The sequence below is a fragment of the Rhizobium sp. BK060 genome, from assembly GCF_014193145.1.
In the GTDB taxonomy this organism is placed as follows: Bacteria; Pseudomonadota; Alphaproteobacteria; order Rhizobiales; family Rhizobiaceae; genus Rhizobium.
Genome location: NZ_JACHYW010000002.1, coordinates 90,634 through 104,604, shown reverse-complemented (window position 1 = coordinate 104,604; position 13,971 = coordinate 90,634). Strand labels below are relative to the sequence as shown.

Here is a 13,971-nt window from a genome sequence, read left to right as displayed (position 1 = left end):
ACCTTATCCCACCGCTGCCAGCGATACTTCCTGCTTCAATGCTTGGCCGCGGGATGCACCCACGACGGCATCGACGTCCAGGATGAGCGCGACACGGCCGTCACCGAGGATAGTTGCAGCAGCGATGCCCGGAACGTGCGTGTAGTTCGCTTCGAGGCTCTTGATGACGACTTGGCGCTGGCCCTGGATGGCATCGACCATGAGGGCGCGCTGACCGCCGCCTTCGGATTCGACGAGAAGCGCAACGCCTTCCACCGGATTGGCCTGGGTAGCACGGAAGTTCAGAATGCGACCGACATCGACCAGTGGGCAGAAGCTGTTGCGGATCGAGATCAGGCGGTGGCTGGCGCCGAAGGAGTGGATCGCGGAGGCTTCCGGCTGCAGCGTTTCGACGATCGCCGTCAGCGGCACGACCAGCGTCTGGCCAGCAACGGTGACGACCATGCCGTCGAGAACCGCAAGCGTCAGCGGCAAGCTCATGGTGAAGACGGAGCCCTGCCCCGGCCTGGAGGTGATGTTGATGCGGCCGCCGAGCGCCTGGATCGAGCGCTTGACGACGTCCATGCCGACGCCGCGGCCGGAAATGTCGGAGATCTTGTCTGCCGTGGAGAAGCCCGGCAGGAAGATCAGGTTGTCGATTTCCTCGTCCGTTAGGTTGGCATCGGCCGGAATCAGCTCGTTGGCGATCGCCTTCTGCTTCACCTTCTCGCGATTGATGCCTGCGCCATCGTCGGCAAGCTCGATAAGGATGCGACCCGAGCGGTGCTTTGCCGTTAGGCGAACCGTACCCTCGACATTCTTACCGTTGGCGGCCCGCTTCTCCGGCGTCTCAATGCCGTGGTCGACGGCGTTGCGGATCATGTGCGTCAGCGGCTCGGCCAGCTTGTCGATGACCGTCTTGTCAACTTCGGTGTTCTCGCCTTCGGTGATCAGGCGGATCGTCTTGCCGGTCATGTCGGCGATTTCGCGGACGATACGCGACATGCGCTGGAAGACCGGCTTTACCGGTTGCGCGCGGATCGCCATGACGGAGTCCTGGATCTCGCGGGTGAGCTGCTGCAGCTCTTCGAGGCCCATGTTGATCGAGGACGTCCCGGTCGTATCGTTTTCGATGACGCTCTGTGAGAGCATCGCCTGATTGATGACGAGCTCGCCGACGAGGTTGATGAGGCGGTCGACGCGGTCGAGATCGACGCGGATCGTCTGGCCGGCGCTTGCTGCAGCGGCATTGTTGTTCTGGGCGGCGGCAGCCGCGCTTGCAGCGGCGGCGGCAGCAGATTCCTTCTTCTCGACACGGGCAGCGGCGGCAGCCATCTGCGTGACGTTGGTAGCCGTCTCGGCGGCAGCAACGGCAGCGGCGGTATCGGATTTCGGCTGTGCGGCCGGCACTTCGGCAGCACCGTCATCGAGGATGGAGAGGTCGAAGGGAACCGGGATCATCGGCAATTCTTCGACCTCGGCGGCGGCGGCCTTTGCCTCGATAGGTGTGATCTGCAGATCGCAATCCCACTCGGCGAATTCGAAGACGGTACGGATCGCGTCTTCGCCCTTTTCCGTCTTGAGCGTCACGTTCCAGTAGAAATAGGCCGCTTCCGGATCGAGATCATCGAGACCGGGCAGCGCATCCATGTTGCAGTAGCAGCTCATCTCGCCGAGACGGGAGAGGTCACGCAGCAGCAGGGTCGCGTCATTGCCTTTGGAATAGAGGTCCGAACGCGGCTTGAACGTGATTTCGTAGGCAGGCAGATCGGAGCCGGCTTCTTCCTCGCCGCCAAAATCATCGAAAGAGAAGGGAATCGGCTGGAAGCCGCTATCGTCGGTCGGCTTCGGCGCCGGAGCAGCGGCAACAGGTGCGGCGACGGGCGCCAGCTTCGCAGCCGGGGCTTCCACGGCAGCAGACGGCGTCGGCAGCTCGCCGTTGGCGAGCGCTTCCAGTTCCTTCACCAGGCCGCGGCTGCGGCTCTCATCGACGCTGCCGCCGTCGCGGGCAGCGTTGGTCAGATCGGCCAAGACGTCTGCCGACTTCAGCATGACCTTCAGGACATCCTGTGTCGGCTCAAGCTTGTTGGAACGAACGCAATCAAGTGTGGTCTCGAAGACATGCGCGAAGGCGACGAGATCATCCAGACCAAAGGCGCCAGCGCCGCCCTTGATCGAATGGACAGCACGGAACACCGCGTTGACGGTTTCCGGATCGCGATCGCCATCATTCATTTTCAGAAGACCGGATTCCAGTTCGGCGAGCTGTTCCTCGCACTCCTGGAAAAAGATCTCTTTGATTTCGTTCATATCCATAGGCGAAAATCCTAGGTTTAAGCAGTTACGCGCTCAATGGCGTCGATCAGCTTGGCAGGGTCGAAAGGCTTGACGATCCAGCCGGTGGCACCGGCCTGGCGCGCGCGGTTCTTCTTTTCCGCATCGCTTTCGGTCGTCAGGACCAGAATTGGGATCGCACGATACTTGTCGTTGCGGCGTACGCCCTCGATGAAGCCGAAACCGTCAAGGCGCGGCATGTTGATGTCGGTGACGATGACATCAGGATTGGATTCTTCCAGGACCTCGAGGCCCTCGACGCCGTCTTCGGCCTGGATCGTCTCGAAGCCCGCGTTGTTGAGGGTCACGAGAAGCATGTTCCGAATGGTCCGTGAATCATCCACGGTAAGCACTTTTTTCTTCATTGCCGGATCTCCTTGGCGAGCAGATGGTGGATATCGACACCAATCAGCTGCATGGTTTTCTGAAATGCGTCCGAAACCTTGCTGAATGTGAAGGCGAGCTTGTCCTGGTCCCAGGTCTTTGCCGCGGCCATCAGGACCTGCGCGCTCAATGCACCGACGCGTTCGACTGCAGAGGCGTCGATGGCCAGCTCGTTGCCGCGCAACGAAGCAAGCTTGTCACGAAGCGAGGTCGCTTCGTTTAGATCAAGCACCGCTGACAGGTTCAGCGTCTTCCCAGTTTTCCTTGCCGCCATCAGCTCTTCCTTGTCTCCTGGTTCCCGCTCAACGAATGCGAGCAGGGCTCATATACCGGTCTGTTAGTAAACAATCCGCCCTCCGACCGAGGCGACGGGCTGCACAAATCCGAAGTCCTCGTCGTCAGCCACGACATCGGCAGAGCGCCTGACATCGACGGCCGGGGATAACAGCGGTGCCGGGCGCGCGGGCTCGGCATTCTGCCGGGCAATGCGAAATTCGCGGATCGCCTGGCCAAGTTCGACGATGACGGTGTGCAGGTAGTCCGCACCGTTAGCGGAACGCGTTGCGCAAGCCGCGTTGTCGGTCATCTGCACGCCAAGGCCCTTCACGTTATCCGTCACGACATCGAGGCCAGCGGCGTGCTCGCTTGCCTGATTTGCGACCGCCGCAATCGCCGTGTTGATCTCACTGACCTGACGAACGATGCTACCGATCGAATCTTGAGTCCGTCCGACCATCTGGACGCCGGCATCCACCTGCGATTTGGTTGTGCTCACAAGGGTCTTGATCTCGCGCGCGGCGTCCGCCGAACGCTGCGCCAACGCGCGCACTTCTTGGGCCACGACAGCAAAGCCACGCCCAGAGTCGCCTGCACGGGCAGCTTCAATGCCGGCATTGAGCGCCAGGAGATTGGTCTGGAAGGCGATTTCGTCGATTGCACCGATAATCTGGCCGATTCTCTCGGCGGACTGTTCGATATCCGCCATAGCAGCAATTGCGCGTCCGACGACTTGGCCGCTTTCCTCGGCTGCCGCGCGTGTCGAAGCCGAAGCCTGCTCGGCGGCGCGACTGCCTGCGGCACCGTGGCGGACGCTTTCCGAGAGATCGGCAAGCGCGGCGGCAGAGAAGAGCAATTGCTGGGCATGAGCCGACGCATTGCCGGCGAATTGCTTCGACGCATCGCCGAGCGTCTGCACGGATGTTCCAGCAACCGCGGTCTTTTCGGCGATCGCCTGAAACTCGGACTGGACGGCATCGAGCGCGCCGTTGAGCGCCAGCGCGATGTCCTGGTGGGTGCCGTCTTCCTCGACGGTTGCTCGAACCGTGAGGTCACGGGCGGCAAGGCCATTGATCACATCGGCGAAAACGCGAGTGATTTCGGCTTTGTCACTGTTGCGCTGATCGGCGAGCGCGCGTTGCTGGGTCGCCCGCAGGGCATTGAAGCGCAGGGATACAGCAATCTCGACGTCTACGATCACGAGGCGAATGATTGCCGACATAAGGTCGGAAATTTCCTTGGCCCGGCGACGGCTGCTCGGCAGGAAGGAACGGCCGGCCAGCTCGGTCGCAAGGCCACCGATGACGTGCTCGAGAACGACGCCGTGGCCTGCGACATGCCAGCGCGGGTCGAGGCCCATCTTGCTTTCGGAATCGGACAGAACCTTCACGCGCTCGGCATAGAGACTGTCGAAGCGTGCATCCGTCAAAACATCCCAATGCGAGGACTGCAGGTCGTGGAGCCGCTCGACCTGGCGCTCACTTTCAAAATTGCGTGCAGCGTCGGGAAAGGACTGAAACCGCTGGAAAAGATCACGCAGTCCGGCGGTCAGGTGTTGCTGAAGATCGACGCGATGGCGCCGAACCAAATCGCAATGCTCGGCATCGAGACCGGCGAAGCGCAGTCGGTCACGCAAGCTGCCTGCCTGCGCGCCCCTAGCCTGATCTGATGGCATTTCCTGCCCCAACGCCTGTCCCCAACCACATGGCGGGCGCGAGCCCGTCATTAACCTGTCGCTCCGGCGGCAGCACTGCTGATTGGTGGCTTGCCTCCGGCGGGCTGCCGGCGGCCTGAAGCCTCCCGATCAGTAGATTCTGCTTCGGAGCTGCTTGATGAGATGGATTCCGGATCGACCGGTACGGCGGTGCGGCGTCATGCCTGGTGGGAACGAGTGAGTTTTCCCATTCCGACGTGTCATGCAATGTTTATGGTTAATTCCTTGCCTGAAGGTTAATGCGTATTTTATGAATGTCGACTTTCCAGCAGGCCCTAATAACCATCCACGAATTACTGGGCTTGCGTTGCATCGCTGCTACAAGTTCGACGCAAGCTTTGTGTTATACGCCCAGAAATAACCGTGACATGACGTCAGAAGGATTGGGCAATGATTGTTCTCGGATTGGGGTCGTGCTTCCTCGCACTTGCTGTTCTCGTAGCCGTTGCGGTGCTTGACCAGATCGAAGCGAGCCGCGGCCAGGTTGCCCTGCGCGTCCTTTGAATTTCCATAACCAGCCAGTACACGCGCCCGGCACGCCGGCGCGCTAAACTTCGCCTCTACCATTGTGTTTGCGTTCAGCGGAACTTCCGTTCATGTCTGCCAGACTTGGCCTCTTTATCATTCTTGGCGTGACGCTCTGGCGAGTGATCACCCTTCATTTCGACACAACCGATCTGTTCGTCGATGAGGCGCAATACTGGTTCTGGTCGCAGCATCTCGATTTCGGCTACTATTCTAAGCCGCCGATGATCGCCTGGGTCATTCGAGCGATGACGGAGCTCGCGGGATCGACCGCGATCTATTGGATCAGGGTGAGCGGACCGCTGATCCATATGGCGACCGCGATTATGCTGATGAAGACAGCCAAGCGCTTTGTCGGCTCTAAAATCGAAGGCTGGACCGGCGCCACCTTCATCACTGTGCCGGGCGTTGCGCTGTCGTCGGTGTTCTTTTCCACCGATGTTGTGCTTCTCTTCTTCCTGACCGCCGCGCTATGGGCCTATTTCGGCCTGACCGAGAAGCGCTCCGTAGGCCTCGCCCTTCTCATGGGATTTGCATTCGGCTGCGCCTTCCTATCGAAATATGCGATCCTCTTTGTCGTTCCCGGCGGGCTAATCGCGCTCATTCTGCTTCCAAGCGCGCGCATAGCCTGGCGTGATTTTTTCTTGTCCGTCATCGTTGCGCTTGCGGTCGCTACGCCGAACCTCTGGTGGAATCTTGCCCACGACGGCACGACCGTCCGTCACACCACGAACATCGCACATTGGAGCAAGCTTGGTATCGATGTCGCCGGCGGCCTCGAATTCTTCGCGGCGCAATTCGGCGTCGTCGGGCCAATCGTTTTCTTCGCGATGCTCTGGGCCGTCGCGCGCGCCTTCAAGGGCAAGAACAATGAGCGAGAAGCGCTGCTGATCTGGCTGTCAATCCCCGTCGTTCTGCTGATCACGCTTCAGGCGCTGGTGGCCAAGGCCTATGCCAATTGGGGCGTCACAGCCTACATCGCGGGAACGATCCTTGCCGTGTGGTTGCTTGACCGCCTCTGGCCGAAAGGCTTACGCCTTTCGCTTGCGATAAATGGTGCGGCCAGCTTCCTGTTTCCTCTGGCTGCGGTCTTTGCGCACCAGCTCGTTCTGCCGAACGGAAACGAGATCATGAAGCGCTATCTCGGTCGCAGCGCGATCAGCCGCGAGGCTGGTGAGCTGGCGCGGCGGTCAGCCATCCCAATCATCGTCAGCGATAACCGCGATCTCCTTGCAGACATGTTCCATACGCTGCGAAACGATCCCGTTCGCATCTACGCCAAGCCGCCTGCCGGCGCACCCGACAACTATTACGAGCAGGCCTTTGCCCTGCCGGGCGAAGTTGCGGACGGCGTCCTCTTCGTGACCACGCATCCGGTAGACTGCGCGCAAACGCCCGAACTAATCCAGAGCTGGCTGCCGGTGGAAGGCTACTATCGCGGGAAAACGATCTTCGCTTACGGGATTTCGCCGACCTGCCTCGCCGGCAAGTAGACCGTCATCTCGGGGCGGACAGGAGGCCAAGACAGGTTCCCATCCCCTCGACCTCCACAAACACGACGCCGCCTTTTTCGAACGCGAGACGCAGCTGCGCCTCGGTTGCACGATGAATTTCGTGGTGTTTTCCTTCATAGTCACGGATGGTACTGCGCGACACGGCCGCATGCTCCGCGAGGTCGAGCTGCGTCCAGTCAAGCAATCCGCGAGCGGCCCGACACAATGCCGGGGTCAGAATTGTTTCCTTTGCGCCTTGACCCATGTTGCCAAACCACCCATATTGGTTGATATAGGTCATATATGTCATGTTTTAGACGGGATTTCCAGTTCGGGAGAAAGTGATGCCGCACGATACGCCTTTGATTTCGACGATCGTCGGAGGCCTCGTGCTTGCGTTCATCCTCGGCGCGCTTGCCAACAGACTCCGCATGCCCCCCTTGGTCGGATACCTCGTCGCCGGCGTGCTCGTCGGTCCGCATACGCCCGGTTACGTTGCCGATCAGAGCCTTGCGCCTGAACTCGCCGAGATTGGCGTCATCCTCCTCATGTTCGGCGTCGGGCTGCACTTCTCCCTCAAGGATCTCCTCTCCGTTCGCGGCATCGCGGTTCCCGGCGCCATCGTGCAGATTGGATTTGCCACGCTGCTCGGCTGGGGACTGGGCGCACTTATGGGATGGCCGACGGGAGGGAGTCTCGTCTTCGGGCTGGCCCTTTCCGTCGCTTCGACAGTCGTCCTCTTGAAGGCGCTGCAGGAGCGACGGCTGGTCGAGACCGATCGCGGCAAGATCGCGGTCGGTTGGCTGATCGTCGAGGACCTCGCAATGGTTCTGGCGCTCGTCCTTATTCCGGCGGCTGCCAGTATCGGCGGCGGGGAGCACGCGACGGCCGAGCCTCTTTCCGCCGCGCTCAGCCGGCTCTTCGGCCTCGATTTCGGCATCGGCGGCATCATTGTCATGACCCTGGTCAAAGTCGCGCTGTTTGTCGGGCTGATGCTGGTTTTCGGACGGCGTGTCATTCCCTGGACGATGCACCGCATCGCGCACACCGGATCCCGTGAACTCTTCCGCCTTGGCGTCCTTGCGATCGCTCTTGGCGTTGCCTTCGGCGCCTCCAAGATGTTCGGCGTATCGCTGGCTCTCGGCGCCTTTTTTGCAGGCATGGTTCTGGCCGAAAGCGAGCTTAGCCATCGCGCCGCGCAGGAAAGCCTGCCACTTCGCGACGCCTTCGCGGTTCTCTTCTTCGTCTCGGTCGGTATGTTGTTCGATCCAAACATCCTAATCGAGAAGCCGCTGCCGCTACTTGCCACCGTCTTCATCATCGTCATCGGCAAATCGATCGCCGCCTTCCTGATCGTCCTGCTGTTCCGCAAGCCCGTCGGCACGGCGCTGACGATTTCGGCGAGTCTCGGGCAGATCGGCGAATTCTCCTTCATCTTGGCAACCCTGGGCGTTTCCCTTGGCCTGCTGCCCGAGGAGGGACGCGACCTCATCCTCGCAGGCGCGATCATCTCGATCATCCTCAATCCGCTGCTCTTCTACGGCTGCGACCATCTGCGTCCCATGCTGGAGCGGACAAGGCGCGAAGAGCCTGTCGCCGAACAGACGGCAGAGAAGCTACCAGAACCGGCTGACGAGACCGCTGCAGAGGAGGACGAGATGCACCCGACGGCGCTTCGGGGGCATGCGATCCTTGTCGGCTATGGCCGTGTGGGCAATATCGTTGGCCAAAACCTGAAATCGTCCGGGACGCCTTTCCTCGTGATCGAGGACTCCGACAAGCGCATCGGTGAACTGCGGGACCAGGGAATGGAAGCAATCAGCGGCAATGCGGTGTCGCGTGAGGTGCTCGACCTTGCCAATATCGCCGGCGCCCGCAGTCTCGTCATCGCCATCCCCAATGCCTTCGAAGCCTGCGGCATCGCCGAGCAGGGCCGCGCCATCAACCCTTCCATCCTGATCGTCGCACGCGCGCATTCGGACGCCGAGGTCGACGAGCTGAAGGAATATGGTGCAGACACCGTCATCATGGGCGAACGGGAAATCGCCATGGGCATGGTTGACCGGCTCGCCCAAGTGCATCATGACAGTGTGCGCTATGAAGACGAAGCCGAGACTGCTACAATTGTAGCTGAGGAAGCGCCTTCTCCCGATAAAGAATGAGAGACTTTTGCGCCGTTGAGCCGGTACGAGGTTGAAAATCCCAACGATTACGAGATGAGGCTCGACGCGCGCCGCATAGGCAGCCGCGTTGCAATTTCTCTCGTCGTTGCCATTTTCGCCTATCTCGGTCTGCTGCTCGGCGGCAACCTCGTCATCGGTTCGACGCGCGGCCCGAATTCAGTTTCTTCGTCCAGCAAGGACAGCCAGCCGCCACAGGTAAGTGCGCGAGACGTTGTTCGCGGCATCTTAACCGCCGAGCGCAAGGCGGCCCCCAAATATATTCCTTTTGACTCCGGCAACGCGGCAGTAAGCGCAGCGCCTGGAATCGCGCTCCTCTCAACCGGGGAGCCCACATATCCCGTCGCCTTCCACCCGCAGCTTCGTGCTGCCGACGGCAAGGCTTACGATTCGCACGGCCCGCCAGCGGCCGCGGCATAAATGCACGCCAATCCGGCGCTTTCCATTGCTTTAAAGACACGCCACCTGCGCGAGGAGCGCAGGCTCAAGCGTTATCAAGGATAAACAACAACATGCGTAATTCACCATGGCTGGTGTTCACCTATTCGGTGATCATTTTCCTCGGCATTCTCATCGCTTTGCCGAACGCACTGCCGCAGTCGACGCTCGACCGCTTGCCTTCGTGGTTGCCACACAACCGAGTTTCGCTCGGTCTCGACCTTCGCGGTGGCTCGCACCTTGTTCTCGAAGTCGACGAAGCGGACCTGACCCGTGAGCGTCTGCAATCGCTCCTGCAGGACGCCCGTCGCGTGCTTCGTGAGAAGAATATCCAGACGAAGTCGATCGTTCGCAACCAGAACCAGATCGTCGTCACGTTGACCGATCCGGCCCAGAGCGACGAAGCCGTCACGCAGCTGAAGACCCTCGGCAACGCGATTGCCACCGGCCTCAGCGCCGGCCAGTCCGATCTCTCGGTGACGACAAATGGCGGTAGCATCATCGTCGCCTTCTCGCCGGCCGGCATCGCCAGCAACGTCGATTCTGCGGTCCAGCAGAGCCTTGAAGTCATTCGGCAGCGCGTCGACCAAGTGGGCGTTGCAGAACCGACGATCCAGCGTATCGGCGGAAACCGCGTGCTGGTGCAGCTTCCTGGCGCACAGGATCCGTCCCGTCTTCGCCAGCTTCTCGGCTCGACGGCGAAGATGTCCTTCCACATGCTCGCCCCGAACAACCAGCCTGGACCGGGCGTGACGATGCTGAAGGACGAGGAGGGCAACAGCTATCAAGTTCTCGATCGCGTCGAGATCTCCGGCGACCGCCTCTCGGATGCCCGCGTCAGCTTCGATCCAAACACGCATGAGCCGGTCGTCAGCTTCCGCTTCGACAGCGCCGGCGCAACCCGCTTCGCAGACATCACCCGCCAGAACGTCGGCAATCCCTTCGCCATCGTTCTCGACGACAAGGTTCTGAGCGCACCTGTCATCCGTGAACCGATCACCGGCGGCTCCGGTCAAATCTCCGGCAACTTCTCGGCTGACAGCGCAACCACGCTTGCCGCCATGCTGCGCGCCGGTGCGCTGCCTGCCAAACTCACCGTCATCGAGGAACGCACCGTCGGTGCCGACCTTGGTGCGGACGCTATCCGCATGGGTATCTACTCCGGCATCGTCGGCTTTGCGCTGGTCGCAGCCTTCATCTTCATCCTGTATGGCACCTGGGGCTTCCTCGCGAACTTCGCGCTGCTCATCCACACCATCTTGACCTTCTCTGCGCTCACGCTTGTCGGAGCGACGTTGACGCTGCCCGGTATCGCCGGTGTCGTCCTCGGTATCGGTCTTGCGGTTGACGCGAACGTTCTCATCAACGAGCGCATCCGCGAAGAAACGCGCAAGGGCAAGAGCGCCTTCGCCGCGATCGACACCGGCTTCCGCCGCGCCTATTCGACCATTATCGACGGCAACATGACGGCGCTGATCGCAGCGGCGATCCTGTTCTGGTTCGGCACTGGTCCGGTCCGCGGCTTTGCCGTGACCATGGCGCTTGGCCTCATCATCTCGATGTTCACGTCAGTCGCGTTCGTTCGGGTGACGATGATCGAGATCACGCGCCGTCGTAAGCTGAAGGTTCTGAACATCAGGCCCCTGATACCGATGATGTTCAACCCTTACGGTCGCCACATCCAGTTCATGAAGGCTCGCTTTTTCGGCGTGACGGTCTCGGCGCTTCTGTCGATTGCCTCGGTCATTCTCTTCATCCATCCCGGCCTCAACTACGGCGTCGACTTCCGCGGCGGCATCCAGATGTCTGTGAAGACGCAGGAGGCCAGTGATCTCGGTCGCTTCCGCGAGGGCTTGAACAGCCTCGGCCTCGGCGAAGTCTCGCTCCAATCCTACGGCGACAACAACACCATGGCGGTGCGCGCGCAGAGGCAGGATGGCGGTGAAGAAGCCCAGACAGCAGCCGTCGAGAAGCTGAAGGCCGAGATCATCAAGATCGACCCGTCGGCAACCGTGACCGGCACAGACGTCATCGGTCCGAAGGTCAGCGGCGAGCTGGCCTGGGCCGGCATCCTGTCGGTCGTCATCGCCAGCCTGGCGATGCTGTTCTACATCTGGTGGCGCTTCGAATGGCCATTCGCTGTGGGCGCCATCGTCACGCTGATCCTCGACGTGACCAAAGCGATCGGCTTCTTTGCGCTGACCGGCCTCGACTTCAACCTGACCGCTATCGCCGCCATCCTGACGCTGGTTGGCTATTCGGTGAACGACAAGGTCGTGGTCTATGACCGCATGCGCGAAAACATGCGGCTCTACAAGTCGATGCCGCTGCGCGAGCTGATCGACCGGTCGATCAATGAGACGCTGGCACGAAGCCTCTACACCAACGCGACGGCGTTCCTGGCCCTGCTGCCGATGGCGATCTGGGGCGGCAGCGCGGTCGAAAGCTTCGCTGTTCCGATGGTCTTCGGCATTCTTGTTGCCGGTGCTTCGTCGGTCTTCATCGCAGCGCCGATCCTGCTTTTCCTCGGCGACTGGCGCCGTCGCCACGGCAAGGCTGTCGCTGCGACAGACACCGCGGCGGAGATCATCCCCCCGGAAGAAGGCCAGCCGCGCAAGACCGTTGGCTAAATACCGTGCTGAAGTGAAACGAAATGAGGGCGCCGGTTGCAAAGCCGGCGCCCTCAGCGCGCCAAGAGTCTCGGTGCAAGCGCCTACATGAACAAGCCGCCGACCCTCCAGCGATTCCCCGAGGTTCTGGACGCACTGGACAGTTTGGATTTGCAGCCGCGTGGAGATAGCCTAATTCTTTAGGCGGAACCTTCAAGGCAAACTCCAATTATGACGCCATGACGTTTATAATCGCACTGATTCTGGCGTTTACATCGCCCTCCAAGCCATCCGGACTGTGCTCAATGGTATCTGGCATTCATCACGTGACCCTTATCACCCGAAAGGTCCAGGCAAACGTGGATTTCTACGCGGGATTTCTCGGCATGCGGCTGGTCAAGCAGACAGCCGGTTTCGAAGACGCCACACAACTTCATCTCTTTTACGGAGACGCCAAAGGCAGTCCCGGTTCGCTGGTGACCTTCCTGGTATGGGAAGACGGATCACCCGGGCGCGTCGGCCACAGCCAGATCGGTGAACTGTCGCTTGCCATCGACCCAGCCAGCATCGGTTATTGGCTGACCCGCTGTATGAGTTTCGGGCTTCGCTCGCAAGGTCCGGCCGATGAGTTTGGTGAACCGGTCCTGCGCCTGAAGGATCCCGACAACATCATCGTCAAGCTCGCAGGAGCCCGCGATCTGAAATCTTCGGCCGTTTGGGATGGCGCGGGCGTGCCGGTGGAGCACGCCGTTCAGCGCGTGCGCGGCGTTACCATGCTGACGGAAACGCCGGCCGAAAGCCGCGACTTCGTGGAGCGCCATTTCGGCTACCGTTTCCAGGCCAACCGCGGCAACATCGATCGGCTTGTGTCAGAATCGGGCGATATCGTCGACATCCGCAATGCGCAGGGCTTCTGGTCCGGCGCTCCGGGTCCTGGGACTGCCGACCACGTCGCGTTCCGTGCCACCAGCGAAGAGCAACTTCACAAAGTGCATGATGCCTTGAAGGAGAGCGGCGCGTCGGCGACGAACCTGCACGATCGCAAATACTTCGAATCGCTCTATGCCCGCGAGCCGGGCGGAACGCTGATCGAACTGGCGACCGACAAGCCCGGCATGACGGTTGACGAGCCGCAGGCCACGCTTGGCACCAAGCTTTTCGTTCCCAAGGACCCGATCACCGATCTCAAGGATCTGAAGGTCGTGCTTCCGCAGTTTTCGATGCCCGGCGAGCCCCGTATCAATTATCGCGATCTGCCCTTCGTCCACCGCTTCTATACGCCGCCAGACCCCGACGGCAGTGTCTTCGTCCTGTTGCACGGCTCGGGCGGCAACGAGACGACACTGATGCCCCTGCTGCACGAGGCGGCCCCGCGAGCCACACTGCTTGGCGTGCGCGGACGGGCGACCGAGGAGGGCATTCCGCGCTGGTATAAGCGCATCACGCCGTTCTCCTTCGACCAGGACGACATCAAGAGCGAAGCCGAAGCCTTCGCCGCCTTCATCGAGGGCGCCGTGTCATCATATGGCCTAGATCCGAAGAAGATCGTCTATGTCGGCTATTCCAATGGTGCGAACTTGCTCAACTCGCTTCTCTATCTGCATCCGAATCTGGTACACAAAGCGGTTCTGTTGCGCTCCATGCCGGTCCTGAAGACGTTTCCGCACGCCGATCTCAAGGGTACGGATCTTCTGGTCATCAGCGGCAAGACGGATGCTTACGGCAAGTATGCCAGCGAGCTCGAAGCGCGACTGAAGCAATCGGGAGCGACCGTCGATTCGGACGTCATCTCCGGCGGACACGACCTCGGCGACGCAGACATTCCGATCATCCAGAAATGGCTGTCACAGCAGAGCAACTAACATGGACAGGCTCGCAGCGCCGGCACGCCGTCTCAGGCGCGGCGAGCCCTTTCCTCAGGTACGTCGCGCGCGGAACCGCCGGCAATTCCGCCCTCTCGCATTGTCCGGAATGCAACGACTGAAAGAAAGCGCGAGCAAGCCTCCGTCAATTCTCGCTGAACGATCGCGAACAAATAT

The 13,971-nt window shown here is 60.8% G+C and carries 10 protein-coding genes; 5 read left to right on the top strand and 5 right to left on the bottom strand.

Annotated features, from left to right (window positions below; translation table 11 throughout):
* Positions 1-3: 3 nt before the first annotated feature.
* From FHT71_RS02660 to FHT71_RS02645, 4 genes are all read right to left on the bottom strand, one after another.
* The gene (locus FHT71_RS02660; protein WP_132588315.1) at positions 4-2,295 is read right to left on the bottom strand and encodes a chemotaxis protein CheA; all 2,292 of its coding nucleotides are present in this window, start codon (positions 2,293-2,295) and stop codon (positions 4-6) included.
* A gap of 17 nt (positions 2,296-2,312) precedes the next feature.
* Positions 2,313-2,678 carry a chemotaxis response regulator CheY1 gene (gene cheY1, locus FHT71_RS02655; protein WP_007530053.1) on the bottom strand — a complete coding sequence of 122 codons (366 nt, stop codon included), beginning with the start codon at positions 2,676-2,678 and terminating at the stop codon, positions 2,313-2,315.
* Positions 2,675-2,971, bottom strand: a complete 297-nt coding sequence (locus tag FHT71_RS02650; RefSeq protein ID WP_007796526.1) for an STAS domain-containing protein — start codon at positions 2,969-2,971, stop codon at positions 2,675-2,677. Before FHT71_RS02650 ends, cheY1 begins: the two co-directional genes overlap by 4 nt.
* A 63-nt stretch (positions 2,972-3,034) precedes the next feature.
* Positions 3,035-4,648 carry a globin-coupled sensor protein gene (locus tag FHT71_RS02645; RefSeq protein ID WP_132588314.1) on the bottom strand — a complete coding sequence of 538 codons (1,614 nt, stop codon included), beginning with the start codon at positions 4,646-4,648 and terminating at the stop codon, positions 3,035-3,037.
* A gap of 635 nt (positions 4,649-5,283) precedes the next feature.
* On the opposite strand from FHT71_RS02645, the gene FHT71_RS02640 reads away from it, so the two are divergent.
* The gene (locus tag FHT71_RS02640) at positions 5,284-6,705 is read left to right on the top strand and encodes a glycosyltransferase family 39 protein (RefSeq protein ID WP_132588313.1); all 1,422 of its coding nucleotides are present in this window, start codon (positions 5,284-5,286) and stop codon (positions 6,703-6,705) included.
* A 4-nt stretch (positions 6,706-6,709) separates the two neighbouring features.
* Here FHT71_RS02640 and FHT71_RS02635 read toward each other — a convergent pair whose 3' ends face one another.
* Positions 6,710-7,015 (bottom strand): transcriptional regulator, encoded by a 306-nt coding sequence (locus FHT71_RS02635; RefSeq protein WP_132588312.1) that lies wholly within the window; start codon positions 7,013-7,015, stop codon positions 6,710-6,712.
* Positions 7,016-7,049: 34 nt separating this feature from the next.
* Between FHT71_RS02635 and ybaL the strand changes: the two genes are divergently transcribed.
* The 4 genes from ybaL (at position 7,050) to FHT71_RS02615 (ending at position 13,794) form a co-directional block, all read left to right on the top strand.
* The gene (ybaL, locus tag FHT71_RS02630) at positions 7,050-8,867 is read left to right on the top strand and encodes a YbaL family putative K(+) efflux transporter (RefSeq protein ID WP_132588311.1); all 1,818 of its coding nucleotides are present in this window, start codon (positions 7,050-7,052) and stop codon (positions 8,865-8,867) included.
* A 54-nt stretch (positions 8,868-8,921) separates the two neighbouring features.
* Entirely contained in the window at positions 8,922-9,305 is a 384-nt protein-coding gene (locus FHT71_RS02625) for a hypothetical protein (protein ID WP_132588310.1), read from the top strand.
* Positions 9,306-9,397: 92 nt separating this feature from the next.
* Positions 9,398-11,953 carry a protein translocase subunit SecD gene (gene secD, locus FHT71_RS02620; protein WP_132588309.1) on the top strand — a complete coding sequence of 852 codons (2,556 nt, stop codon included), beginning with the start codon at positions 9,398-9,400 and terminating at the stop codon, positions 11,951-11,953.
* A 218-nt stretch (positions 11,954-12,171) separates the two neighbouring features.
* Positions 12,172-13,794 carry a VOC family protein gene (locus tag FHT71_RS02615; protein ID WP_183718848.1) on the top strand — a complete coding sequence of 541 codons (1,623 nt, stop codon included), beginning with the start codon at positions 12,172-12,174 and terminating at the stop codon, positions 13,792-13,794.
* Positions 13,795-13,971 lie beyond the last annotated feature (177 nt).